The 22,414-nt window shown below is 58.9% G+C and carries 29 protein-coding genes; 20 read left to right on the plus strand and 9 right to left on the minus strand.

Annotated features, from left to right (window positions below):
• Positions 1–2 precede the first annotated feature (2 nt).
• From TUZN_RS02975 to TUZN_RS02990, 4 genes are read right to left on the minus strand one after another with little or no spacing between them, the layout of a single operon-like run.
• Positions 3–653 (minus strand): protein-L-isoaspartate(D-aspartate) O-methyltransferase, encoded by a 651-nt coding sequence (locus tag TUZN_RS02975; protein ID WP_013679450.1) that lies wholly within the window; start codon positions 651–653, stop codon positions 3–5.
• A complete protein-coding gene (locus TUZN_RS02980) occupies positions 644–1,096 on the minus strand; it encodes an NUDIX hydrolase (protein ID WP_052886042.1) in 453 nt (150 codons plus the stop codon). The genes TUZN_RS02975 and TUZN_RS02980 overlap by 10 nt, the downstream gene beginning before the upstream one ends.
• 54 nt (positions 1,097–1,150) lie before the next feature.
• Positions 1,151–1,828: a hypothetical protein gene (locus tag TUZN_RS02985; protein WP_013679452.1), complete on the minus strand. Its 678-nt coding sequence runs from the start codon at positions 1,826–1,828 to the stop codon at positions 1,151–1,153.
• A 34-nt stretch (positions 1,829–1,862) separates the two neighbouring features.
• On the minus strand, positions 1,863–2,270 hold the full coding sequence (locus tag TUZN_RS02990) for a universal stress protein (RefSeq protein WP_013679453.1): 408 nt from the start codon (positions 2,268–2,270) through the stop codon (positions 1,863–1,865).
• Between the two features lie 170 nt (positions 2,271–2,440).
• On the opposite strand from TUZN_RS02990, the gene TUZN_RS02995 reads away from it, so the two are divergent.
• The 10 genes from TUZN_RS02995 (at position 2,441) to TUZN_RS03040 (ending at position 9,298) form a co-directional block, all read left to right on the plus strand.
• A complete protein-coding gene (locus TUZN_RS02995) occupies positions 2,441–3,022 on the plus strand; it encodes a hypothetical protein (RefSeq protein ID WP_013679454.1) in 582 nt (193 codons plus the stop codon).
• Positions 3,013–3,714, plus strand: a complete 702-nt coding sequence (locus tag TUZN_RS03000) for a hypothetical protein (protein WP_013679455.1) — start codon at positions 3,013–3,015, stop codon at positions 3,712–3,714. Before TUZN_RS02995 ends, TUZN_RS03000 begins: the two co-directional genes overlap by 10 nt.
• Positions 3,704–4,057 (plus strand): hypothetical protein, encoded by a 354-nt coding sequence (locus TUZN_RS03005; RefSeq protein WP_013679456.1) that lies wholly within the window; start codon positions 3,704–3,706, stop codon positions 4,055–4,057. The genes TUZN_RS03000 and TUZN_RS03005 overlap by 11 nt, the downstream gene beginning before the upstream one ends.
• A complete protein-coding gene (locus TUZN_RS03010) occupies positions 4,047–4,751 on the plus strand; it encodes a tyrosine-protein kinase family protein (RefSeq protein WP_013679457.1) in 705 nt (234 codons plus the stop codon). Before TUZN_RS03005 ends, TUZN_RS03010 begins: the two co-directional genes overlap by 11 nt.
• Before the next feature lies 1 nt (position 4,752).
• Complete coding sequence (locus tag TUZN_RS03015; protein ID WP_013679458.1) at positions 4,753–6,354, plus strand: ATPase, T2SS/T4P/T4SS family; 1,602 nt, start codon at positions 4,753–4,755, stop codon at positions 6,352–6,354.
• A complete protein-coding gene (locus tag TUZN_RS03020) occupies positions 6,338–6,604 on the plus strand; it encodes a hypothetical protein (RefSeq protein WP_013679459.1) in 267 nt (88 codons plus the stop codon). The genes TUZN_RS03015 and TUZN_RS03020 overlap by 17 nt, the downstream gene beginning before the upstream one ends.
• Complete coding sequence (locus tag TUZN_RS03025) at positions 6,601–7,008, plus strand: hypothetical protein (protein WP_013679460.1); 408 nt, start codon at positions 6,601–6,603, stop codon at positions 7,006–7,008. The genes TUZN_RS03020 and TUZN_RS03025 overlap by 4 nt, the downstream gene beginning before the upstream one ends.
• Positions 7,005–8,228, plus strand: coding sequence for a hypothetical protein (locus TUZN_RS03030; RefSeq protein WP_013679461.1), 1,224 nt, complete (start codon positions 7,005–7,007; stop codon positions 8,226–8,228). The genes TUZN_RS03025 and TUZN_RS03030 overlap by 4 nt, the downstream gene beginning before the upstream one ends.
• Positions 8,210–8,743 (plus strand): secretion system protein, encoded by a 534-nt coding sequence (locus TUZN_RS03035; RefSeq protein WP_193385958.1) that lies wholly within the window; start codon positions 8,210–8,212, stop codon positions 8,741–8,743. Before TUZN_RS03030 ends, TUZN_RS03035 begins: the two co-directional genes overlap by 19 nt.
• 93 nt (positions 8,744–8,836) lie before the next feature.
• The gene (locus tag TUZN_RS03040; RefSeq protein ID WP_013679463.1) at positions 8,837–9,298 is read left to right on the plus strand and encodes a hypothetical protein; all 462 of its coding nucleotides are present in this window, start codon (positions 8,837–8,839) and stop codon (positions 9,296–9,298) included.
• Here TUZN_RS03040 and TUZN_RS03045 read toward each other — a convergent pair.
• Positions 9,295–9,582 (minus strand): DUF192 domain-containing protein, encoded by a 288-nt coding sequence (locus tag TUZN_RS03045; protein WP_013679464.1) that lies wholly within the window; start codon positions 9,580–9,582, stop codon positions 9,295–9,297. The genes TUZN_RS03040 and TUZN_RS03045 overlap by 4 nt on opposite strands.
• 27 nt (positions 9,583–9,609) lie before the next feature.
• Here TUZN_RS03045 and TUZN_RS03050 point away from each other — a divergent pair, with 27 nt between their 5' ends.
• From TUZN_RS03050 to TUZN_RS03080, 7 genes are all read left to right on the plus strand, one after another.
• Positions 9,610–9,888: a hypothetical protein gene (locus TUZN_RS03050; protein WP_013679465.1), complete on the plus strand. Its 279-nt coding sequence runs from the start codon at positions 9,610–9,612 to the stop codon at positions 9,886–9,888.
• Positions 9,889–9,891: 3 nt separating this feature from the next.
• Positions 9,892–10,218, plus strand: coding sequence for a hypothetical protein (locus TUZN_RS03055; RefSeq protein ID WP_013679466.1), 327 nt, complete (start codon positions 9,892–9,894; stop codon positions 10,216–10,218).
• Positions 10,215–10,685: a hypothetical protein gene (locus tag TUZN_RS03060; protein ID WP_013679467.1), complete on the plus strand. Its 471-nt coding sequence runs from the start codon at positions 10,215–10,217 to the stop codon at positions 10,683–10,685. The genes TUZN_RS03055 and TUZN_RS03060 overlap by 4 nt, the downstream gene beginning before the upstream one ends.
• Positions 10,682–11,773, plus strand: coding sequence for a hypothetical protein (locus TUZN_RS03065; RefSeq protein ID WP_148678570.1), 1,092 nt, complete (start codon positions 10,682–10,684; stop codon positions 11,771–11,773). The genes TUZN_RS03060 and TUZN_RS03065 overlap by 4 nt, the downstream gene beginning before the upstream one ends.
• Positions 11,773–12,108, plus strand: a complete 336-nt coding sequence (locus TUZN_RS03070; protein WP_013679469.1) for a hypothetical protein — start codon at positions 11,773–11,775, stop codon at positions 12,106–12,108. Before TUZN_RS03065 ends, TUZN_RS03070 begins: the two co-directional genes overlap by 1 nt.
• The gene (locus TUZN_RS03075) at positions 12,105–12,680 is read left to right on the plus strand and encodes a hypothetical protein (protein ID WP_013679470.1); all 576 of its coding nucleotides are present in this window, start codon (positions 12,105–12,107) and stop codon (positions 12,678–12,680) included. Before TUZN_RS03070 ends, TUZN_RS03075 begins: the two co-directional genes overlap by 4 nt.
• Before the next feature lie 476 nt (positions 12,681–13,156).
• A complete protein-coding gene (locus tag TUZN_RS03080) occupies positions 13,157–15,550 on the plus strand; it encodes a hypothetical protein (RefSeq protein WP_052886046.1) in 2,394 nt (797 codons plus the stop codon).
• A 1-nt stretch (position 15,551) separates the two neighbouring features.
• Here TUZN_RS03080 and upp read toward each other — a convergent pair whose 3' ends face one another.
• Positions 15,552–16,184, minus strand: coding sequence for a uracil phosphoribosyltransferase (upp, locus tag TUZN_RS03085; RefSeq protein ID WP_013679472.1), 633 nt, complete (start codon positions 16,182–16,184; stop codon positions 15,552–15,554).
• 103 nt (positions 16,185–16,287) lie between these two features.
• Between upp and TUZN_RS03090 the strand changes: the two genes are divergently transcribed.
• Positions 16,288–16,878, plus strand: a complete 591-nt coding sequence (locus TUZN_RS03090; RefSeq protein ID WP_013679473.1) for a site-2 protease family protein — start codon at positions 16,288–16,290, stop codon at positions 16,876–16,878.
• A gap of 32 nt (positions 16,879–16,910) precedes the next feature.
• On the opposite strand, the gene TUZN_RS03095 is transcribed toward TUZN_RS03090, so the two are convergent.
• Complete coding sequence (locus TUZN_RS03095) at positions 16,911–19,382, minus strand: M1 family metallopeptidase (RefSeq protein WP_013679474.1); 2,472 nt, start codon at positions 19,380–19,382, stop codon at positions 16,911–16,913.
• A gap of 114 nt (positions 19,383–19,496) precedes the next feature.
• Between TUZN_RS03095 and TUZN_RS03100 the strand changes: the two genes are divergently transcribed.
• A complete protein-coding gene (locus tag TUZN_RS03100; RefSeq protein ID WP_013679475.1) occupies positions 19,497–20,615 on the plus strand; it encodes a PhoH family protein in 1,119 nt (372 codons plus the stop codon).
• A complete protein-coding gene (locus TUZN_RS03105) occupies positions 20,612–20,890 on the plus strand; it encodes an acylphosphatase (protein ID WP_013679476.1) in 279 nt (92 codons plus the stop codon). The genes TUZN_RS03100 and TUZN_RS03105 overlap by 4 nt, the downstream gene beginning before the upstream one ends.
• Here TUZN_RS03105 and TUZN_RS03110 read toward each other — a convergent pair.
• Positions 20,885–21,484: a prepilin peptidase gene (locus TUZN_RS03110; protein ID WP_237698263.1), complete on the minus strand. Its 600-nt coding sequence runs from the start codon at positions 21,482–21,484 to the stop codon at positions 20,885–20,887. The two genes, TUZN_RS03105 and TUZN_RS03110, sit on opposite strands and share 6 nt — an antisense overlap.
• Positions 21,484–22,383 (minus strand): bifunctional phosphoglucose/phosphomannose isomerase, encoded by a 900-nt coding sequence (locus TUZN_RS03115; RefSeq protein WP_013679478.1) that lies wholly within the window; start codon positions 22,381–22,383, stop codon positions 21,484–21,486. Before TUZN_RS03115 ends, TUZN_RS03110 begins: the two co-directional genes overlap by 1 nt.
• Positions 22,384–22,414 lie beyond the last annotated feature (31 nt).

Raw genomic sequence — 22,414 nt, forward strand, 5'->3', positions numbered from 1 at the left:
ACTTACGCTCGGCGCTCCTTGAGCTTGACAAACGCTACATAGGCCAGCCGCTCTCTGGCCCAACCCTTCTCGGACTTTATATATAAGTAAAGCGTCTGGCCCAGCCGCTCCTCCAGCGGTATTACCAGACGGCCGCCGAGAGCGAGCTGGTCTTGCAACGCGGCCGGCACACGCTCCGCCGCAGCGGTGACCAATATGGCGTCAAAAGGGGCTTTTTCGGGAATTCCCAAAGCGCCGTCTCCGTAGTAGACTTCGACCACATCGGCGTAGCCCAGCCGCTCTATGTTCTGGGCTGCAAATACGGCGAGCGGCCACTCTACCTCTATAGTGAAGACCTTTCCCCTCCTCTTGATGGCCTCGGCGCATACGGCGGCTTGATAGCCCGAGCCTGTGCCCACCTCCAATATCCTCATGCCCTCGCGGGGCCTCACAGCCTCGCACAACATCGCCACCATGTGGGGAGCCGATATGGTCGCGTCGCCGAGGAGAGGCAGTGGGCTGTCCACATATGCGGAGAGCCTATACTCGGGCAACACGAACTCCTCTCGGGGTACTTTGAGCATGGCCTCTATCACGTTCTCGCTCCTCAATATGCCCTCAGAGATGAGCCCCTCCACGAGCCTCCGCCTAGCCTTCTCGAAATCTAGCTGCATCTCGTAAGCGGTCTGGGACCGGAATCGGCCAGATCGGCGAGCAGATCCCTCGTGGTCTCCGTCAAGTCCAGCCTCAAGGCGTCTGTGAGGGCGAAGAAGCGCGCGTCCTCGGCGTCTGTGCTGGGCCGCGGCGTCTTCTCCTCGGCATCTACTATAAAGTCCAACAGTATGTAGTGATACCGAATCCTTCCCACTTCATCCTTCTCGACATACTGGTATATTCCGAAAAGGCCCTTCACCGCGCCTCTTAGGCCGGTCTCCTCAAACAGCTCTCTACTGACTGCCTCCTCTGGAGTTTCGCCGAGCTCGATCAATCCGCCGGGTATGGACCATTTGCCCTTCCCTGGCGGCGCCCCCCTCTTTACTAGCAGAATGTGCCCATCTCTGAAAACGACTGCGCCAACGCCGACGAGAGGATGCTCGGGATATTCGCGTTGCGGCACTGCCGATTTAACGTGTCGATTTTTATTTTTGCGCTGTGGCTTCCCAACAAGTAGTTACCAAGTACAGCCGGGCTGGCCTGTCAGGCTGGGGAGGTTGACTATTGCGTTGCCGACCCAGTAAGCCCAGTCGGAATAGTTGGCGTCTCTCAGCGGCTCGTAGGGTTCGTAGACGGGATACGCGCAACCTCTCCACACCAAGTAGGCGTATATTATGGGCGGCGACGTCGGCACTTGGGGAATGCCCGGATAAGCCGTGTAGGATCCCAAGCTCTGGGCGAGAGTCAACGCGTAGCTCCTGGCCTGTTGTATAGCCGTCGTGTTTATCTTGGCGCTGACGTTGACATATCCGTTTAGATATTGTTGAGGGGTAAGAGCGCCGCTATACAGCGCGGACAGCACAGCGTTGGTTCTGTTGTCGGCGCCCCAAGGCACGAGCACCACCGTGTAGCCCTCCCTCTCCGCCTCGGCGATGAGTTTGTTGAGGACTGCCAGTAGTTGCCCTCTCTGAGGCATGGTGACGTTGTCCTGATAGCCGAAGATAGCCCAGCCGCCGTAGCCTGTGTAGACGGTCACGCCGATCTTCTGCCCTTGTAGCGCAAGCGCCGTGATGTTGACCTGCTCCCAGTACGGCTCGTAGACAGGCCCTTTCCTGTACGGCCCTACGGCGAGTACGAGGACGGCCACGGTTATCAGAAACGCCGAGGCGAGTATCAACAAGCCGTTCCTGTCCATGGGCTTGCTGAGTTAACGCCTATAAAAAGTTTAGCTATTTGACGACCAAAACGCTTACGTCGCTTTCCTGCACCAACCTGCTTGCCACGCTCCCGAGGAGAGATTTCCGGATGGTCGAAAGCCCTCTGCTCCCCACCACTATTAAATCCGCCTTGACCTCCTTGGCGAATTTCGCTATCTCGTGCGGCGGATCGCCCTCAAGCAACTTGCTCTCGGCTGTCGGGATCACGCCGAGGGCCTCTCTCAGAGCCCTCTCCCCGCTTTCGCGCAGGCTTTTCACGACGCTCGGAGTCGAGAAGGCCTCCGAGAGCGACAAAACTGCCGTGTCGACTACATGCACGACGTATATCTTGGAGCCGAACTTTTCTGCCATTGCCTTCGCAGTTTCTAGAGCCTTTTTGGCATGTTGAGATCCGTCGTATGCTACTACTATGGTCTTCATAGAGAGGCGACCGACTCTAATTTATAACATTTCCGTCCAGTAGTACCTAATTTGTGAGAATAAAATATATTTATTTATTGACTAATATTATTTAATTATAAATAGAATAAAATTACTATAGGTTGATTCATCCAAATAATCGTCTTGGTGCGTATCTAAGGTGTTTTTATATGGTCGTTTTCGGCATGGAGCACTTGTCCATATACCGCATGGCCGACGCCGTCCACGCACTGTTTGCGATCGATAGAGAGCCGTATGCGCTGAACGCATTTCTGAAGATAGCAAACAGCTGGGTGTTAAGAGCGCTTTCCGACGTTCCGGGCTCAGATCTCAGAAGACGTGCCTGTGGGGCGTTCATAAGACTGCTAGACAAAGCACGGAGCGTATTGGAAGCCCCGGCGGCCGTCAGAGCGCCCTGCTCGCCTAGAGGCGCGGCAAAGATAGATTCTATCAAATACAGCGGTTGCGCCAAGTTTTTGGCAGAGTGGGGGGCGGAGTTTGTCTATAGGTTTGTCTACGACGAAAGGATAAGGGCTAGGGCCATAAAAGCCGCCGCGAGAAATCTGGCGGCCTATATGCAGTACGGCTTGAAAGTCGAGGGCCCGTATGCTGACGACTGGCTCGTCCTCGCCGAGGTTCCGCCGAGCCATGAGCCCCGCGACGTCGTGTGGAAGCCCTTTATGGCCAGAATAAGGGTAGATATATTGCCTCAATGCGTGCAGCTGTCCGCGGATGCTAGGACATGGATGTAAAGATCGATATAATAAATGCAGACAATCTCGCCGACTTCTTGAGGAAGCAAGCCGGAGCTACGGTGATAGATCCATATCCCGAAATCGTGCCGACGGCGCTGGAGGACAAACTGCTATATCTAGCTTCGTCAATATACGGAGGGATAAGCCCTCTACCGCTGTTCTCGTTCGAGAAAGGAGGGAGCCGTTATTTACTGTCGCCGAGGCTTCACAAGCTTTTGGCCGACCTAATGCCGGGCCTCAAGGTGCTCCATATAGAGGTCGTCGGCGAGCCGCAGTACCCGTTTACGGCGATCGCGCTCGTGCTCAGAGATCTCGGCATCAGCGCCGACGAGGAATTCCTCAAGGAGCACGTCTGTCCCGAGCTTGCCGCGTTGGAGGAGGACGACGTGCCGCTGGCACGCGCCATAAGATCCGCCGTGTCTAAATACCTGACGATAGCGCCGTCGGGCGCCTCGACGCGATCGATAAGGTGTCTCTGCGGGCTCTGCGAGGATCGCGGCAGTGGACTAGACCTAGACGCGCTGGCGTTGAGCTTGACGAAGCGAAGCGTGTCGAGGGCATACAGCCGCCGCGGGTTAACGGAACTAAACGACGAGGACAGAGCCATAATCATGCGAGTCATAAGAGGGCTTTCCATACCCGAATTCAGAAGGGAGCTCATCGATCTGCTCAACCGATATGAGGTATAGACGCGGCGACTTCGAGGCGTCGTTTGTGCGGATAGGCGAGGACAAGTACAGAGTCGAGTTGAAGTATAGGGGAAGGCCTCTGAAGATTAAGAAGATTGTTTTGGAGTATCTCGTCCACGATCGTTACAGATATGCCGTAGATCCCCACAGCGAGGTCCTCTACGTATTTATCTCGCGGGCGCCTCCCGTAGTTGTCAAGTCGGCATGGAGGTCCTCCAAGATGATAGCGAAGGCCAAGGACGGCGCCCTGGCCGCCGTCGCCGACGTTGTCCTCGACTTTGCCGAGGCCTACATGACGGCGTACAGGGCCAACGCCCTCGATAGATTATTCCATGAGGACTAAGTTCGCGGTTTTCTTCTCGGTCGACGGCGGCGTGGGCAAGACGACGCTGGCGCTGGCCACCGCTTTTGAGAAGGAGAGGGTCCTCATAATAGATGCCGATTGGGAGAAGGCCGATCTATCCTCGATCTTCGGCGTCCCCAAAAAGCCCGGATGGCTCGCCGGCCGGTACGGCAAGGACGTCTACGTGCATAAGGTTCGGCCCAACCTCTACGTGATACCCGGCTACGAGGCGGCTATGCTTTACCAGTCCGGCAAGATAGGCGATTCCGAGCTCTTCGAGGCGCTCTACGACACCCTAGTCGCGCTTCCCGACGCCTTGGCCGAGGAGCGCCTTCCGGTGGACACCGTGATCGTCGACACGCCGAAGGCGTTACAACTGACGTGGATTGAGGCCTTGCAGAGGAAGCTCAAGGCGCTTATGTACTTCGTAGCCGATAGGCGGCTTGTCACGAGGATAGCGGATGTCAAGATGCAGATATACGGCAGATACATGCGCTACGCCTCGCTTATAGTGGCCAACATGCTGGAGAAGGGCGACGAGAAGGCTCCCGGTATAAAGATGGTAAACGCGTTCTTGACGAGGGTTAAGATGCCCTCCGATTACTCAGCCGAGAGGATATACAAGGCGATCCTAGGGGATCGGCGAAATAGGGAGGCTCTGTCCTTGCTAGTCAAGTGGATAAAAGAGAAGTAAGATGTCTTTGGCGGGTGCCCTGTTCGCCAAGGCCGATAACTCGTTGTTGGACAGGTGCGCGTTGTTCAAGAAAGGCGTGATAGTCTACCGCAATTACGCCACAGACATCTGCATAACAGACGACGGGGAGTACGTGGTGGTCGATCCGCAGTTGCCGGAGATTCTCGAGAAGGCCCTCGCGTTAACCGCGCTTCGCGGCGCCGTGCCGCCCGATTACGGGGAATACGACAAGGCCATAAAAGACGCGTTGCTGGCGCTGGCGCCGAGCCGAGGCGTAGCCGGCTGGCGGTGGCACAGAAACGCCTTGCGGACTTATAGAGAGCATAGAGAGCTCGTACACTATTTCCTAGACAGATGGAGCGGGCGCGGCGAGTTCGGCGGCTACGGCGTGTTGGAGGCGCCTATGAGGGACGATCTGCTGACCGAGATCGCCATACCGCAACCCCTGGCGCCTCCAGGCAGGTGGAGCGAGCTTCCGCGTAATCCGTTAGAGCTCTTGGACAAAATATACGCGGAGATGGTCGAGCTGGGGCGCTACCGGCGTGTCGTCGCGATCCGCAACGAGGCGCGGATGCCCACCAACGTGGTGGTGCCAGAGGCCTTCATGCCCATATTGGTGAAGAAGCTAGTGCCGAGCTTGACCCTTGAGCGGCCGTTCCAGACCAGGGAAGATCCCGTATATCGGCTCAGGATAGCGGCGGATCTGCTCGAATACAACGTGAATATAAGGAAGATGAGCGAGCCGCCGCGGCCTTCGGCAAGCCTCATTAAGGTGTACGAGCGCCCGCGCCGGCTTGAGGACTCGGAGAGCCGGCCGAACGTCCAAGATCTTTCGGCTCTAGAGGTCTTCGCGTTGGCCACAATAGCTGCCGAGGCTAGATGGACTGTGATATTCTCAGGGGCCATGGGCACCGGCAAAACCACGCAGCTGAACCTTCTGCTCTACTTCATCCCGCCGTGGATGCAAGTCGTCATCATAGAGAGAGGCGCGCGGGAGATCTGGGCGCCTCTGGAGGGCCAGATCCTCCACATATCGGTCCCCTCGGAGTCGAGGCTCATGGAGGCTCTGGATCAAGCCCTCCGCTACGGCACCATGGCCACCATAGTGACTCTGGCAGAGGCCAGGACCAGCCAGGAGCTCAACGTCTTGGTCTCCTACAAGCTGACGGGCCACGGCGGGCTGACGACGATGCACGCCGACACCATACACGACGCCCTTCTACGTATAAAGAGGTCGGGCGCCCCTGTCGAGGCCCTCGCAAACACCATGATTCTGCAACTAGGAGTATCCGGAGGCGAGAGGTATCTAAAGGAATGGAAAGCGTTGGTAGCGCTTGGCGGAGAGGTGGCGGAGGCGCCTGTGGCCGACGTGTTGGGCCTTCTGAACGCCTACACTAAGTCCACATACGATACAAAGATCCTCGACGAGGTGAAGACGAGGGCCGGTTTGCTTAAGGCAATTGCGTCCAAGGAGCTGGAGCCCCTCGAGGCGCGCGAGGCCGTACTGAAGCTATTCTCCCGTAGAGAGATATCGGTGGTCGACGACGCCGTGAAGCACGGCTATCAGCTGGAAGGTAGATATTTCCATGAAGCTCAAGTTTAGGAACAACGATGGAGATCCTGAGATCGGCCTCGACGGCCAGCTAGACTTAGGGCTGGCCGATCGCGACGACCGCGAGGGCGATTGGGCCCTCCAGCTACTTAAGTCCCTACAGAGGGCGCCGCAGGAGATAGTCGACAGGCTAGACAGCGAACTGCTCGGGGCTGTCTTGAGGGAAGTCGCAAAGTCGGGGGGCGACGCGGGCGCGGTGGCGCGGCTGGCGCTCTCGTTGCTCGAGAGGTGTGGGAAATGAAGGACTGCGAGAAGTTGATAGAGGACGGGTACACGAGAGAGGCCGCCGAGGAGTTATGCGATACGGCTAAGGCCATAGGGATTAAGCCGTCCAGACTGGCCGCGGCTGCGAGGAGGCTTGAGAAGGAGGGCATAGCGTTGTTGCCCTCCGATTGGCTTGTGGTGAAGGAGGTGTTGGATAAGGGCTTCTCGTTGTCCACTGTCGTGGACTACATAGTGAAAAGGCATAGGGCCGGCCTATCGCCGTCGCAGATAATCGAGGAGTTGCCTATAGCGGCTAACAACTCAGTCAAGAGAAGCCATATCTTGGGCAACTTGCTTAAGGTGCTGGAGGCGCCCGAATACTTCGTCGTGGAGGAGGACGGCGCCAAGAAGAGCTTGTTGCAGTTATTGAGGCGTCGATGAACAGGGAGGAGTTCTACATATACATAGCGCCGATCTTCGCAACGTACCTATCCCACATGTCCTCCGTCGAGGCCTTGAGGCGCACGGCGGCCGAGGCGGAGAGCCTAGACCGAAAACACTCGCGCGAGCTGTTGCTAGCCAGCTTGACCCCGAACCCCGCCTCGTTGCTCTCCTCCGATGGGCTCGCCGTGGTGAGGCAGTACGGCTTCGCCGTATCTCAAGAAGAGGCGGGAGTCCCCCGCCAAGTCCTCGTGCAGTCCTTTCTGCAGGCTACTAAGTCGATAGCGCTGGGCCGTATAGAGGCCGCAATGCAGCACTTCGTGGGGCTCTTCTCGTCTCTGTCCAGCCTTATGTTCGCGCCGCTGTTATTGCTCTTCCTATACGCGTACGGCCTTCTGCCTCTCGATCTCTTCTCGTTGCTGGGCATAGCCGGAGTCTTCTCGTCGATGATAGGCCTATTGATATACAAGTCGATGCCGAAGGACCTATCGCCGACCAGGACCTACGGCCGCTCCATTTTCTTGGCGGCCTTGGCCGGGGGCGCGGCGATCTATTCATCCATTGTCTGGTCTCTTCCAATATCGCTCGGCGCCGTTGCGGCCGGCGCCGTGTTGGCCATCTGGCTTCTGGCCACAAAACGCGTGGGATGGTTTAGGCTGGCCGCCGAGATACCTGCCATGTTGAGGGACTTCGCCTCGCGTATATCCCAAGGCATCCCCGCAGATCTCGCGTTGAGAGAGGTATCGGCGACCTACAAGGTGGCCTGGATGATAGCGTACTTCTACGAAATACCGTCTCTCATGTTCTCGTTGGCCAGAGCCATGTTCAACGCGGTGAGCTGGGCCGGGCCGAGCCTAGAGGCCGTAGACTACGTCCAGACAATTCTTAGCGAAAAGGAGAGAGGGCTGAAAAGGGTCACCGCGCTCACCGCCATGTTCATAGCTGTATATATAGCGGCATCGGTGATACTGGTATATTCGCTTGCGGTATCTGTAACGGCGCTCCAAGCCGTCCCGTCGACAGGACAGTCGTTAATGTACCCGCTACCTCCCGACGAGGTGAAGTACGCGGCCGCGCAACTGCTGTCGGCTATGGTCACAGGCTTTGTCGCCGTGATGTTGCTCCCCTCAAAAGGCATGTGGACTGGCCTTCTAGCAGGCGGCCTCGCCGGTACGTCGTTCTTCTACCTAACGACGACGTTGTGGTCGCTTTGGGCATGAGGGGCTTCTCGGCATTGAAACAGATAGTCGTAGTGGCCGCGTCGCTCGCGGCGATTGCCGTGATCGCGCTGGCGGTGTATAGGGCTACTATTGAAGTGAGGTCCGCATATCCTCCAGCCGAAATCGCCGTAGCGATAAAGTCCTTCAAGCCCGTGGCCGTCCCTGATTATGTGCCTGTCTATGTGGTGAAAGTCCACTATCAATTCTCTGGAGGACGCTACGTGTTGTTGCCTGGCCCCTCACCTCCAGCATGTAGCGACTGCGTGCCGCCGACAGGTTGGCTCTACGCCGTCTCGTTTGGAGCGAACGCATCGCCGATATACGGGGTCTACTACAGTGCGGCGAACTACACTATGTACGTCGGGAGAGCGGTGGTCGTGGTGCCCTATTTCAATAACGGCACACTTTACTATCTATACCCCATGTGCGCGGGCGGCTATCGTTTTTCCGAGAAGTCGGTCCATCTAGATAATGTACCTATATCTATTACTATAATTTTACTAGATTGCTCATAATAAATTTATAATATTAACTAAGAATAAAAATATAATATATTTTTATCATAAATAATGCATCTGTCGTAGTACGAGCTTATTGCTGTTTTTTCCATGAGACGTCTAAAGGGACAGGCAGGCGGCATAGACGCGTTGATAATCATAGCCGTGGTGGTGGCCGTCGCCGCCATAATCGCGCTGGCCATGATGCGGATGGGCCAATCGGCCTCTGCCAATACTAGGGCACAGGTAATAGCCACCGTAGGTAGCAGGGTCATGACTGTGGAGGTCCAAGTCCTCAATGGGAGGCTCAACGCGCTCTATCTCCAGTACTGGCAACAAGGCGGGACGCCAGGCCAGCCTGTCAGCGGTACGTGCTACTACAACGGCACAAACGGCTTCGTCGAGAGCAACTCCAGTAGCATACAGCTCTACACAGGCCAATCCGCCGTGTGTTACTTTAGCCTTAACAATCTAGCATACGGCACCCAGTACAGCTACGTCATATACGGCGTTGACTCCAGCGGCAGGACTATCCAGTTGGCCCGCGGCGTGTTCACGGCGGGCGCCACCTAGAGGCAGACGATCTCTAAAAAATCCCCTTTTTTCGGCGGCCTCTCCTCTTTCGGCAACTCGAGGGTATGCACCGCCCTCGGCTCTCTGTGGGTCTTCCAAGGCTTGAGGTACAGGACGTCCACCACGCGCATCCTTTCGTCGAGGAATACTGCCCATATGGGCTCCAGCACGAGGAACGTGTGTATCGAGTTCACCCCAATCAAAAGGATCGGCCTGGGTCTGCGCAACATCAAGCCCAGCCCGCGCCTCAACCGATCCCTATAGCATTTTGCGTATATTTCCATGGGAATAAGTAGAGGAGAGGGCGGGCCATGGACGTCGACGTGCTGGCGATAGTAGTCGTCATGGCGCTGTCGCTCGCCGTGTTGGCGCTTATACAGCCGATGGAGCTATCGTCGCCCTCGCTGTCGGCGGTTTACAGATACTGGCCCCAATACTATAACTACACGATCCGCGGCGACGTAGCCGCCTTGAGGCCTCTGCTATCCGGGCTGACGTGCTGGCTCTACGCAAACGGCAGTTGGGTGGAGATATCGAGATCGGGAGGCCTTGGCTTGTCAATATCGGTGTTGAACTTAACCTGTAGATAATCCATGGAGGAGCTGGTAGAGCTCGCCTCAGTGCTGGCCGTTGCCTCGCTGTCCGTTCTATTGACCTTCTTGACATATACCCACTTCACCTCGTGGAGTCTGTGTGAGGCGGCGCGGCTCGCCTTGAGCCACAACGGCTCGGCGTTCGTAGTCTCCGCGTTCGGCGAGATCTCGTGCGGAGGGTCCGGCTGCTACCTCGGTTGCGGCTTGTTCGTGCCGTCGTATCGGATATACTACGTCGACGGAAGGCCGGCGATAGGCGGCGTGCCCGGCGTCGTGGTGGTCGGCACAACCCCCGACGGAAGGCTGTACATCCTGCCGAGGGGATGAGAGGCCAGATCTCGTCGCCAGTGGCCGCCTCTATTTTCGCGCTCTCAGTAGCGGTGTTGATGCTCTTCGCCTTCATGAAGCTTTCGTCGTTGCCTCACGGCGGCTATCTAGCGCCTTTATCGCCGCCGCAGGGCGGTCCTGCCAGGTGGATCCACGTGTTCTACTACAACGGAGATTTCTGGGCGGTCGATGCGGAGACGTCGTCCCCTACGCTGGCCGAGGCGGCCGTTGGGCTTGACGGGATCTGGGTCGCCACATTCTACCTATGGCCGGGCGGGTACAACTGTACTTACAACTCCTCCTTCGTGCTTGACGGCAAGCCAATATCCGTTTCGAACCCGTTGAGGATAGGGCCAGATCCCTACTCCGGGCTCTGGTGCCCGCCGCCGTGGAGAGGCGGAGGCGTCTGTTCGGCCGCCGTTGTGGAGTCTAGGGGGAGGCTTCTCCTGGCTAGATGTATTCCATGAGAGGAGTACAGATAACGACTACCCTGATCGCGATTGCAACGTTGGCGGTGGCGGCAACCGTCGCAATTACCTTAATGGTGGTCGGCGTGACGTCGGCGGATCTTCCGAGCGCCACGGCGTCGGTGACCGAGCAGAACGGCGTAGTCGTGGCGTCGATAGCCGTGTTGCGGGGAGCCCTATACGGCGTCGCGCTTATGTACAGAGCGCCTGACGGCTCGATGTGGTATGCGAGGCCGATATACTGTCTCGGCGTGCAGACGCGGACGACGGCTACCTCGGCCCTGCTCGGAAAGCCTCTGTACGCGGGCCAGGGAATAACATGCGCCTTCCAGATGTGGTATCCGGCCGCCGGCGACTACGCATTCGACCTTCTAGGCTTCGGAGGAAGGAGCGCCGTGAGCATCGCGAGGGGGTTTGTGACCGCGGCTCGGGCCAACGGCTATTCCGGCCAACTGCCGGCGGGAAATCTCTACGGCGTGGGGCAGACGCCGTCCATAGGACTTACTAGGAATGGGTACAACTTTACGTCTATCTCTACGTATTGGCCAGGCCGCGGGTATCTAGCCGTCGAGGTTAAGTGGGGCTATACTAACTCGACATGTGTAGCCGACGGGCTGTATGTATCCCTATTCGTCCCCCAGAGCGCCCGTAGCCTCGTCGCGCCTTCCGACGAGGGTCTCGGCGTATTGCCGTTCGGGGGCGCCGACTACGTGCCCGCGGGAGGCCCCCTGCAGCTCTTCGTACAGCTCAACCCCTACGACTACGGGCGCGAGGACGGATCTTTTGAGTTCGCGGTGATGAACTCGTCGGGAGGCAGAGGCGTTGTAAGGCCGGCCGGCTTCAACGGCCTCAAGTCGTGGCCGACGGAGATCTGGACCACCTATCTGCTATACAACTCCTCAAGCAATACTCTGTTTGTCGAATGGACGGCGCCCGGCGCCTTCAGCGAGGCGTATACCTATAATCTGACTAGCTACGGCTTCGCCAGACCTCCGGCAGGGAACTACGCCGTCGTGATAGGGGTCGCCAACGGCGGATGTACTGCCGACTGGCGCGTGTACGACTACGCAATAGCGTCAGGGGGGTGATGGACCTATACATAGTGTCGGCCGCCGTCTCTCTAGCCGTCGCCGCCGCGATCGCCGGCGCGTTTCTTACGCACGTGGGCGTCCAGGCCGGCGCGCCCAGATGCTCAGATTGCGTATTTTACGTCGAGGGACCCGCGGCGCTGGTCCAGACGAACGGCTCCGCGTATCTGGTCCGCGGCCCCGTGCTCGCAAACTCGTCGATTATGGCCCAATACGCCTGGGCCTACGGACCCGACGGGCGCCCTCTAAGGCCCGGCGAGGAGCTCGTGTGCCCCGTCCTCATGCGCGTCGAGGTGGTTGACGGAATAGCCTACGCCTCGTGCGTCGGGCGATGAGAGGCCAGTGGTCTCTTGCATACGCCCTAGTGGCCGTCGCCGTCGTGGCCTGGACCGCGGCAGTCCTATCGACCTCGTACCCGCGCTACGTCCCGATAGACTACCCGCAGGTGCTCTACGAGCTGAAGCTGGAGTCCCTCACAGCTTCACAGATCCACTGCATCACGTACAACGCCACGCCGTCCTCGATTTACTGCAACGGCTCTGCCCTATACCTCTCGGGGGCCAATAGATCTCTGCTGGTGTATTATCGAGGCGGCCTCGTGGCGGCGCGTCTGTCCAGATCGTGGGGGCCTATAAACTACACCCTATATCTGGCCTTGGTAAACTGTACTAAGGCGATTGCGCAAAACGGCGGCGTGGCGCGGGTCTACCACATTGCGTTGTCGTCGACGCTCGACTATATGCCCGAGCTGTACGTCAACGCCACTGCGGCCGAGATAGCGGTGTTGAGCAGAGATAGCTACTATCTATCGCCGCAGAGGGAGTTCCTCGTAGTGGTGTCTAGAGGCTCCCACGTAGAGATAACGGACTTCCCTGTGTCGTTGACAATCAGTTGTGATATTCCATGAGGTGGCTAGTCCTAACGCTGGCGATTGCGTTTTTGACCTGGGCGGCAGTTCAGGCCCCGAATTGTCAGCTGGTAAACGCCACCCTCATTTCGAGCGGCGAATTGCCCCCAGAAGCGCCTATTTCGATAAGCATAGGTCTACACTTTCTAGGCATACCGAGAGCCGCGTCGACACCTGCGATCTACGTGGCGGGCGATATGTCGTACGTAGCCAGCTCCGGCGGCTACGCCAGCTACGGCCTTACGAGAGGGTCTATATTTGTAGCAGGTAATCCCCTCCCTTCAAATGGAAAATTTAATATAACAATATTTATAAATTATTATACTTATAAATATAATACATATTATGTAATATATAATTGTTCGGGAAAAATAGAAGAGGGCACTCTGGCGAATGTAACCGAGGTATCGCAGTCGATATACAGGGATGGAGCCGGCGGAGCGATACCGGGCATTGACTGGAGCTATGCACGGACCGTGTATCTGCCAGCCCCGTATAGGTCTCTGCCGACAGACTGGTATCTCGGGCCCAGCCTAGACGACTACGTCGAGATATCAGTGGTTGTCAAAGAGCCGAGTGTCTTGAGCGGGCTCTCAGTCGGGCAGATAAACGAGGGCACTCTCGGGATAAGAGCAGTCGTCAACTCGACGTCGCTGGTCTTCGGCGACGTCGCGCGGGGGCTGCCGCAGAGCAACCCGTTTAAGACGAGGTACTCGCCGAGTAGCTTCAGCTGGAGTCCCCAGGGATCTGACGGACACCTTTCGGGCTACCTCTCGTTGGATGGGGACTTCCCGAGCTCTGTGAGCCTACAGGCGTGGCTCGTGCCGGAGTATTGGACGGCGCCGTTGGAGATAGAGTCGCCGAAGGCGCCTGGAGTCGTCGCCCTCCGCACAAGCTATATCCTGCTCAACCAGACCGCCGAGGGACTTGTGGCTCTGTTCGATCCGACCTACAGGGTCGTGGCGGAGACCTACGTGTCGCAGTGGCCCAACTTCGCGGCGGCGGTCAGCCACCTGCTGGCCGTCGCCTCGCCAGGCGAATTGCCCTCTCTCGGCCCGTTCGCGCTGTCGCCGTTGGCCTACGGCTCGGGCGGGTGGGAGTACTACAACCTGTACACGTACGTAGAATTGTCCGCCGACGCTCTCTGGGAGCCCTATCTGCGTTTCGGCTCCGCCGAGATCTGGATCGAAGGAGGCTCGGCGAACGTCTACGTGCCGGCTGGAGGCGTCGCGGACTTCTACGCGTCGTTGCTGGGATATCTGATCTACGGAGGCCACTACATAGGCTACTCGCCTAGAGGCTACGGCGGCTTTTCGGGCTATGTCGCGACAAGCCCTCTAGGCGGCAACGTGGCTTGGGACGGACGCTACGGAGGCGTTACGCTCACGGAGATCGGCGGATACGGAGCGACGTCGCGGCTGATCCCGTGGTCCTATCCGGCCCCCTCGGATCTGCCCACTTACGGCCTCGCGATGCTCCTATCGCGTTGGTCCTACTTGGCGTCGCCCGACTACGTATGGGCCACGCTTGTCGGCGGCTATTACCAGTCCACAGGCCCAGCTATCGACCCCATCACCGGCCTCACGGGCGCGGCCCAAGGAGCCGTCTTCGTCTCGCCGCCGCCCAAGGGGCCCGCCTATCCGGCCGACGTGTACGTCTACGTGCTACAGCCGTGGGGTTCGGCGAGCCAAAGCGCCGCGTCGTACGTGTCGAGCGTAGTGAGGGGAAATAACGGCCAGCCCGTCGGGGCGATTCTGTGGTCGCTGGTGCCTCTGGTCCCATGTAAGTCGCTCTTCTGCGCCGATCCTCAGGAGGCTTGGTGGAACGGCGAGTTCTCAGGGAACGCGGCGCTGAAGGGAGCAGCCTACGGGCTGGCCGTCATGTGGCTAGGCAAATCCCCCATAAGCGTAACTATCTACGTCAACGCGAGCGGCGCGCGGTACGTCAACGGGTCTTGGGCGGGCTCGACGTGGCCGACGGCCGGGACCTACAACATCTCCCTCGGCACATTCCAGCTGGAGCCCTACAAGCCGTACTTGGTGGTGCCGGGCGTTGCGGTCCCCCTCCCCAACTCGTCCGGTTGCGGGCTGGCCCCAATCCCGCCGGGCTGGCTCCTCGCGCCCGCGGCCGACGGCTTCTTCTGGGTAGAGTTCGTAACCGGCAAGACGGCCAGCTACGGGTACTACTACACGACTGCGCTGGCCGTGAACTACACCGTATCCGACGACTTAGGCCGTATCCTCCGTCCCGGCGAGATCTTCGCCGCCACTTTCTGTCTGGCGATAAACGGCACGAGGCCGTATCCCCCCTCCCTCGCCAACTGGTTCCCGTCCAGTTGCGCGCCGTTGGGCTGGCTTCCGCTGAGCGTATCGAGGGGCCCCTACGTGTATTGGAGGGCGGAATGCTCCGACGGCCAGGCGAGCGTGCGGGGCGATCTGGGGCCCTACGCTGGTTTCGACGTGATGTTGGGGTCCGTAGAGCTGATGCGCGGCTTCATATCATATGTATATATAAAGCCATATATTCTTGTAAATAGTTCTGGTATCTATATATATGTAGACAGTAATCTCAGTAAATATATAAAAGGCTACTATATATATCTTAATAGAAACGGGACGTGGATGCGTCAATATTTCTGTCCAGGAAACGTGATATATATGCCGTGGAGAGTGGCCGAGAAGCTGGCCATATACCCCTGGGATCCCGTCAAGGTACTGCCCGCGCTGAGCCTCACGGCGCTCACCAGGTCGGATATAGTGTACCCAATACCTCAGTGGTCCACCTTAGCCAACTGGTGGTCTCTGCCGACCGGTGCGGGGATGTACAGCGACCTCTCCGCGCTCGGCTCGCTCGGCTGTATCCCCGCGTAGGTCAGCTGCCGAACGCCCTATCGCCGGCATCGCCGAGCCCGGGCACAATAAACCCGTTTTTGTTGAGGACCTCGTCTATGGCCACCGCGTAGATCTCGGCTTGAGGGTATGTGGACAGCACGCGCTCTACTCCCATCGGCGTCGCTATGACCGAGGCAACCATCAGCCTTTTGGGCGAGCCTCTGCCCAACACCTCCCGTATCGCGGAGGCCATGGTGACGCCTGTGGCCAACATGGGATCCGCCATGAGGACCACCGAGCCCTCCACCTCCGGAAGCCTGACGTAGTATACGTCGACGCCTATGGCGCCCCCCTCCTCCCTCCTCCTAGCCGCTATGACGCCTATCTTGGCCTCGGGGAAGGCCTTGAGGAGCCCCTCGACGAGCGGCATAGCCGCCCTCAACACCTCGACTATCACCACCTTGTCGAGATCCTCGAGCACCAAGCCCCTAGCCTCTCCCAGCGGAGTCTGGACCACGACCTCCCTTCTGGGAAACCTCTTGGCGATTTCATACCCCATTATGCGGCCGAGCTTGACGAGGCCCTTGCGGAACTCCAAGCTGTTAGTGTTCTTATCGCGGAGCTTCGTAAGTACGTGCTGCGCGTATGGATGGTCAATTATATATACCGGCATGTGGAGCAGTAGACGCGGGTATATGAAGATAGGCCCTTGTCCCGAGAGGTGACGAGAGTTCGCGCTCTGAAGGCAACTTTTAAAGGGATAACACCGCAGGGGCATGGGTTGGCCATATCGGCCATACACGAGCGAGGTCGTCGACTTTGTTCTGGCCATAGCGTCGGTCGCCGTCGCCTATGTCTTCAACATAGCTAACCCCATATCCGGCTTCTTGTTGCCCACGATCGCGATAGCCATAGCCATAGTGCCCCACGAGCTGGCGCATAGACAGGCGGCCAGACGCAGAGGTTGCTGGTCGCGCTTCGTCCTCTACCGGCCCGGCTTCCTCGTCACCTTGATAGTAAACGGCCTCGTCGGCGCCTTCACGAGGACGCCCGTGTTGTTCATATCGGGATACACGCTCATATCTTGCCACAGCTACACGCGCGAGGACGACGGCTTGATCTCTCTGGCCGGCCCTCTGACCAACATAGCGGTGGCCCTACTGTCGCTGGCGCTCCTATCTCTGCCGATAGCCCTCGGCCTTCTCTCGATCCAGTTCTTGATCTACTTAATGAGGCTCAACGCGTTCGTCGCCTTCTTCAACCTCCTGCCTCTCGGCCCTCTAGACGGCTCAAAGATATTCAGGTGGAACATAGCCGTCTGGGCAGTCATGTTCCTAGTGGCGATCTACCTCTCCTTCATACTCTAAACCGGCGTAGATTAGGAAAAGCGGAGGAATCCCTATCTTTCAAGCCGCGCCAATCTGTCTAGCAACTTCCTGTACTCGTCGCGCAACTTCTCCACCTCCTCCCGTAGCCTCTGGTACTCCGCCCCGCGATCCATGGCCTTCCTGATCTTCTCGGCGGCCTCGCGCGCCATCCTCCTAATCCTCCCGTCCACATCCCTCTCGGCCCTTTCCTGGAGATCCGGCAGAAGCCTCGCGTCCATTAAGTCCAAAGCCGCCGTCACCGCAGCCGCCCTTATGCGGTAGTTCTCGTCGCGGAGCGCCCTGCGTAGCGCCTCGAGCACCTGCGGCCTGGGGCCGAACTTGGAGAGGGACTGGACCGCCGTCATTCTGACCCACGTCGGCTTGTCCTCGGCGGCATAGCGCAGGACTATATCGAGGGCGTTATCGCTCCCGAGCTCGGCGAGCCCCTCTATGGCGCCCCTAGTCACTACGTCCAGATGTCCGCCGTACTCCAAGGCCCTCTTGAGGCTGTGTTCGGCGAACTCCCACTTGATCCTCCCCAGAGCCCTAGCCGCCTCGTACCTGACGTAGTAGCTCTCGGAGCCGTCGTGCAGCACCTTGTCTAGAAATTCGGCGGCCTCGCGCCGCCTCGCGTTGCCCAGCGCCTCCATGACGGCGCGGCGGGCCCTCGGGTGGCGCACCTCGCGGTAGGCCTCCATCAACGCCTTGACGGCGTCTGCCGTGCCTATGGCGCCCAACGCGCGGGCGGCCTCGGCGGCGACGCCCCAGAACCTATCGCGGAGCGCCTTGGCGAGGAGCTCCACAGCCCTATTGCTCCCGTTCTTCCTCAGAGCCTCCACAGCCTGTAGCCTGCAGTACAGATGTTCGTCTTCCAGCATCGCGCCGAGCACCTCCACCGGGAAGCTGAGCTCCACGACCTTCAACAGCTTGAACTCGGGATCTACGCAAACGTACCTAGGCTTCTCGCCCAGGGGCACCTCCAAGCGCTTCTCCGAGAAGCTCACAGCTATCCTATCGCGCCGCCCGTCCTCGTAGACGACGTCGATCTCCAGCGGGAGGGTGTAGACGGGGAAGCTGTCGTCCGGCTGCGTCTGCTCGAGAACCACCCTCACGCCGTTGTTCTTGTTCCAAGAGGCCTTCACGACAGGGTGGCCGGCGGAGTAGAAGAACTGGCGCCACAGCCACTCGAGGTCTCTGCCGCTCGCCTCCTCGAGGGCCTTCCTCAAGTCCTCTATATCGGCGTTCTTGTACCTGTGGCGCTCCAGAAACAGCTTGAGCCCCCTCCTAAACGCGTCGTCGCCCAGCAGGCTCCTGATCATGTGCAACACCACCGACCCCTTCTCGTAGGAATGTCTGTCGAAGACCTCCTCGGGTATGGCGTAGAGGTTGGTCACTATGGGCCTGGCGTAGCGCGTGCTATATTCGTTGAGGTACGTCTTTAGGTTCAAATAGATCTCGTAGAGATATTCGTCCCGGCCCTTAGAGCGCTCGGTCCAGAGGGCCTCTATGAACGTCGCAAACGACTCGTTTATGGATATATGGCCCCAGTCCTTTGCCGTGACCAGGTCGCCGAACCATTGATGGGCCATTTCATGCGCCACGAGAGGATCGGAGGAGAAGTCCTCCTCGGCGCAGGGGAAGTCGCCGTAGGGACAGTGCGCGTGCCTGTCGTGGAGAGTCCAGTCCGTCAGGATCGTGAAGGTGGTGTTCTCCATCCCTCCGTACACGAACTCTTGGACCACAACCTGGGCGTAGCGCTCGTACGGATAGGGGACTCCCAGATACTCCTCGAAGAACTTCATTATGTTGCAGGTGTTCTTGAAGCTGTACTGCGCCGCCCCGGCGCGTCCCCTAGGTAGCCAGTATTCGAGGGCCACGTCGCCGCACTTGTCCCTTATTATCTCGAAGTCGCCGGCCGCCAGCGCTATCAAGTACGGCGACATTGGATGCCTCATCTCCCAGACAAACGTCTGCCGGTCTCCGTTGTCTCTCACTTCAACGAGCACGCCGTTGCTCCCCGCCACGTAGGGCTTGGGGACTGTGATGGCCAGCTTCCAGGGGAATTTTATGTTGGGCGTGTCGGGGAGGGGTAGCCAATACCTGTTGTCCTCGCTCTCTCCCTGCGTCCAGGCCATGGGCACCCTATAGGGGTGGTGCTTGTCCGGTAGGACGAAATAGATGCCCTTGCGCGGCCTCGCCCTATACCTTATCTCGAACTCGGCCTCGCGGCCCGCCGGGAGGTCCAAGTCGAGCGTTATCGTCTCCCCGTCGTAGGAGTAGCTGGTCGAGGCGCCCAGCACCTCGAGTTCTACTGCGTCCAGCATCACTTTGCGGAGATCTCTCTTGGCCCTTACCCTATACTTCACGACGCCTTTTACCTCGCGGCTCCAGAGGTCGACCTCTATATCCGCGTCGAGCTTGAGCACGTCGAAGTCGTACTGTCGCGGGAAGCGGGGGACGTATTCGGGAAAGGCGAAGTCCCTCCCCAACAAATACCTAGTCATGGCACGATGAGGGGTCTAGGTTTAAAGCATTCCCTGCAATAGCGCTCGGGATCTCGGCGGTCTGCGAATTGGGCTCAGGCCGTATACTTTTTAAATCGCGCCTCTCGCCAATGCGTGATCGACAAGATAAAGCCGCAGACGGTGGGACAGGAGCGGGCTCTCAACGCGTTGTCCGATCCGGAGAACGAGATAGTGGGCCTCTTCGGCCCGACCGGCACGGGGAAATCGCTGTTGAGCATAGCGTACGGGATCTCCTCGGTGCAGGGCGGCAAGTACAAGCGGTTCGTAATAGCGAGGCCTATCGTCGACGTCTCCACGGGCCGCGCGCTGACGCCTGAGGATCTCGGCGAGATGTACTACAAGCTGGCGGCCGTATATCTCGAGGACATCTTGGGCGAGTACGCCACGCGGGAGGAGATAGAGAAGCTGTTGAGGGAGGAGACCGTCATAGTGACCGACGTGAACTACCTGAGGGGCAGGACTTTCGACGACACGGTCATATTCCTCGACGATGCCCAGAACGTCCAGCCGGACAGCGCGGCCGAGGTCCTCATAAGGCTGGGGAGAAACAGCAAGCTCATAGTGGCTGGCGATCCCGTGTTCCAGCGGAGCGAGGACGGCGCTGACGGCGCGACGCTGTTGAGGGAAGCCCTGCTCGGCGAGGAGAAGGCCGTGGTCGTCGATCTAGGCGTCAAGGATATCGTGAGGCCGGGGGCCAGGAGGGGGATAAAACTAGCCCTAGAGTTGCGCATGCGTAAGCGCCGCCTCACCGACTCGGAGAGGTACGTGCACGACGCTTTCAGGGTCTATGCCCCCGACGCGGATGTCATAACCGCTATAGAGTTCAAGGCGGACAAGGAGTCCCTAGGCATAAAGGGCGACGTCCCCGACGCCTTAGTCTTCGTGAAGGAGGGCCACTTGGGCAGGGCGGTGGGCAGAGGCGGCGAGCGGATAAAAAACGTCGAGAACGACACAGGCCTTAGGCTGCGGCTAGTCGAGATGACGCTCGATTTCAAGAACTGGATAAGGGCGTTGCACCCTGCCGGCTGGATATCGAAGCATATACTCGACGTGGACTTCGCCGGTCCCGAGCTGTTGGTCACAGTTAGGCGGAGCGAATTCGGCGCCTTTGTGGGGCATAGAGGCGCCTACGTGAGGCTTATGGATCGCGTCTTCAGAAGGCTCTTGTCTATAGGCGTCCGCGCAGTGGAGGCCGAGGAGGAGGAGAAGTGAAGATCCGCCTCCATATATTTATAAAGGGCGAGTTGAACCTGCCCGGCGTGCCGTTTAGGCATATAATGAGGGACGTGGCCAGGAGGAACAACGTAACTGGCTGGGTGCGTTTCGTCTCGGACGACGTGGCTGAGGCCGTGCTCGAGGGCGAGGAGAGAGACGTCGACGCGGTGCTCAGGTGGGCCTACGCGGGTCCGCAGGGCACCAAGGTTAGGGAGGTCGAGATATTGAGGGAGGAGTACAGAGGCGAGTACGGCGATTTCAAAATCCTATAGCGGCCGCGGGGCTGTCAGAATCCAGTAGAGGGCTAGATATAGGGCGAACCCGAGCGCCATGTGCGCGACGTAGGGCACTCCGTACTTGGCCAACACGTAATCCCCCTCTATCCTCTCCGGCGGCTTGTACTTCTCGAGGTCTTTGACCTCGCCGATGATGTACCTGTGGCTCCGCCTCAAGGCCTCCTCGCGGGGCACGCATATGTGGGTAAGCCTCTGGGCGAGGGTCATCTTACAAGGCCTTCCCCGGTTAGCCAAGAACAGCCAGATAGAGGTGCCCAGAACCGACAGGCCGGCGCCCAACACCACGACCGCTGGCGTGGGCAGTACGGGCGAAAACGGCGGGAATAGGGACAACGCGATTATCGTGAGCGAGTCGGCGTATCCGCTGCCGGTCAGCCGCATGGCCAGCGCCAGTATGAGGCCCAATATAGGCGACATGAGGTACAGCGGCGTGTCCCAGGAGAGGTACGCGGCGGCGAGAGCCGGCAGGAATAGAAGGGCGACGACCCAAGCGTCTATCTCCCTCGTCTTTATGTCCTGGTACGACGCCAGCCCCAGGACGGCCAGCTCCGCCAAGCCTAGCTCCAACATCACGGAAGCCTCCTCTTCAACTCGTCTATTCTGGGAGTCCTCAACGGGTCTATCCCTCTGCCCAACGCTATCTTCACTGTGGCCACGCCGACGTGTTTTAAAAATGTCAAAATCCCGCCGACGGTCATAGGCACCTCGAAGACCTCCCCCGATAGCAGATCGATGGTGAGCTTCACCCTCATCCTGTGCTCGGCCGGTATATCGGGGCTCGTCAGAGCCATTATGGGACCCGAGGCGCCCTCTATCCAGTTGTGGTGGGCTTCGGGCAAGATCTCCACCAAGGGATCCAACTTCGCGTTTTCGTTCACCTCGTTCTTGACCCTATAGGCGAGCCCCTGCATAGACGCAGGCGCCACTATAGTCGGCCTCGCGCCTAGGACTCTGATCAGCCTGTCGGCGAGCCCCTCGTCGTAGGGCAACGAGGAGGGCACGTCGAAGTCGATTCCGTAGACCCTCTTCAAGACCCATAAGGCCGCGGTCAACATCTGCGGCAGGGCGGCGCGAGGCGCCGAGGCCTTCGGCACCTTGACCACGGGCACGCCCATCTCCGCCAGCTTGCCGCCTGTAGTTATGGCGACCACCGGCATGCCCCGCCTCAAGGCGGCGGCCGCGGCCGTGAGGGTCTCGGCGGTGTTTCCAGAGTAAGACACGGCGAGCATGAGGCCGTCCCTCCCTCTGAAGAAGTAGTCCTTGACGACGACCACCTCGAAGGGCCATTCCCGCACCGTGGATAGGTCCCTTATCAGATCCCCCACGACGCCGGAGCCCCCCATCCCCGCCACGTACAGTCTGTCGGCCGGCGCCAGCCTATAGACGCGTCCCTCGTGCCGGTACTCCTCGGGGAGATCGACCCCGGACCTAATCACGTACTTCTCCCAGTTCAGATAGTCGTCCAGCATGCGTCAGTTATGCCTAATTAATATATGCTAG

Source organism: Thermoproteus uzoniensis 768-20 (assembly GCF_000193375.1).
Lineage (GTDB): Archaea > Thermoproteota > Thermoprotei > Thermoproteales > Thermoproteaceae > Thermoproteus > Thermoproteus uzoniensis_A.

What these genes read in the sequence shown, in the direction of transcription:
- TUZN_RS02975 (WP_013679450.1), bottom strand. Translation starts at nt 653, where the DNA reads ATGCAGCTAGATTTCGAGAAGGCTAGGCGGAGGCTCGTGGAGGGGCTC.
- TUZN_RS02985 (WP_013679452.1), bottom strand. Translation starts at nt 1,828, where the DNA reads ATGGACAGGAACGGCTTGTTGATACTCGCCTCGGCGTTTCTGATAACC.
- TUZN_RS02990 (WP_013679453.1), bottom strand. Translation starts at nt 2,270, where the DNA reads ATGAAGACCATAGTAGTAGCATACGACGGATCTCAACATGCCAAAAAG.
- TUZN_RS02995 (WP_013679454.1), top strand. Translation starts at nt 2,441, where the DNA reads ATGGTCGTTTTCGGCATGGAGCACTTGTCCATATACCGCATGGCCGAC.
- TUZN_RS03000 (WP_013679455.1), top strand. Translation starts at nt 3,013, where the DNA reads ATGGATGTAAAGATCGATATAATAAATGCAGACAATCTCGCCGACTTC.
- TUZN_RS03005 (WP_013679456.1), top strand. Translation starts at nt 3,704, where the DNA reads ATGAGGTATAGACGCGGCGACTTCGAGGCGTCGTTTGTGCGGATAGGC.
- TUZN_RS03010 (WP_013679457.1), top strand. Translation starts at nt 4,047, where the DNA reads ATGAGGACTAAGTTCGCGGTTTTCTTCTCGGTCGACGGCGGCGTGGGC.
- TUZN_RS03015 (WP_013679458.1), top strand. Translation starts at nt 4,753, where the DNA reads ATGTCTTTGGCGGGTGCCCTGTTCGCCAAGGCCGATAACTCGTTGTTG.
- TUZN_RS03020 (WP_013679459.1), top strand. Translation starts at nt 6,338, where the DNA reads ATGAAGCTCAAGTTTAGGAACAACGATGGAGATCCTGAGATCGGCCTC.
- TUZN_RS03025 (WP_013679460.1), top strand. Translation starts at nt 6,601, where the DNA reads ATGAAGGACTGCGAGAAGTTGATAGAGGACGGGTACACGAGAGAGGCC.
- TUZN_RS03030 (WP_013679461.1), top strand. Translation starts at nt 7,005, where the DNA reads ATGAACAGGGAGGAGTTCTACATATACATAGCGCCGATCTTCGCAACG.
- TUZN_RS03040 (WP_013679463.1), top strand. Translation starts at nt 8,837, where the DNA reads ATGAGACGTCTAAAGGGACAGGCAGGCGGCATAGACGCGTTGATAATC.
- TUZN_RS03045 (WP_013679464.1), bottom strand. Translation starts at nt 9,582, where the DNA reads ATGGAAATATACGCAAAATGCTATAGGGATCGGTTGAGGCGCGGGCTG.
- TUZN_RS03050 (WP_013679465.1), top strand. Translation starts at nt 9,610, where the DNA reads ATGGACGTCGACGTGCTGGCGATAGTAGTCGTCATGGCGCTGTCGCTC.
- TUZN_RS03055 (WP_013679466.1), top strand. Translation starts at nt 9,892, where the DNA reads ATGGAGGAGCTGGTAGAGCTCGCCTCAGTGCTGGCCGTTGCCTCGCTG.
- TUZN_RS03060 (WP_013679467.1), top strand. Translation starts at nt 10,215, where the DNA reads ATGAGAGGCCAGATCTCGTCGCCAGTGGCCGCCTCTATTTTCGCGCTC.
- TUZN_RS03065 (WP_148678570.1), top strand. Translation starts at nt 10,682, where the DNA reads ATGAGAGGAGTACAGATAACGACTACCCTGATCGCGATTGCAACGTTG.
- TUZN_RS03070 (WP_013679469.1), top strand. Translation starts at nt 11,773, where the DNA reads ATGGACCTATACATAGTGTCGGCCGCCGTCTCTCTAGCCGTCGCCGCC.
- TUZN_RS03075 (WP_013679470.1), top strand. Translation starts at nt 12,105, where the DNA reads ATGAGAGGCCAGTGGTCTCTTGCATACGCCCTAGTGGCCGTCGCCGTC.
- upp (WP_013679472.1), bottom strand. Translation starts at nt 16,184, where the DNA reads ATGCCGGTATATATAATTGACCATCCATACGCGCAGCACGTACTTACG.
- TUZN_RS03090 (WP_013679473.1), top strand. Translation starts at nt 16,288, where the DNA reads ATGGGTTGGCCATATCGGCCATACACGAGCGAGGTCGTCGACTTTGTT.
- TUZN_RS03095 (WP_013679474.1), bottom strand. Translation starts at nt 19,382, where the DNA reads ATGACTAGGTATTTGTTGGGGAGGGACTTCGCCTTTCCCGAATACGTC.
- TUZN_RS03110 (WP_237698263.1), bottom strand. Translation starts at nt 21,484, where the DNA reads ATGTTGGAGCTAGGCTTGGCGGAGCTGGCCGTCCTGGGGCTGGCGTCG.
- TUZN_RS03115 (WP_013679478.1), bottom strand. Translation starts at nt 22,383, where the DNA reads ATGCTGGACGACTATCTGAACTGGGAGAAGTACGTGATTAGGTCCGGG.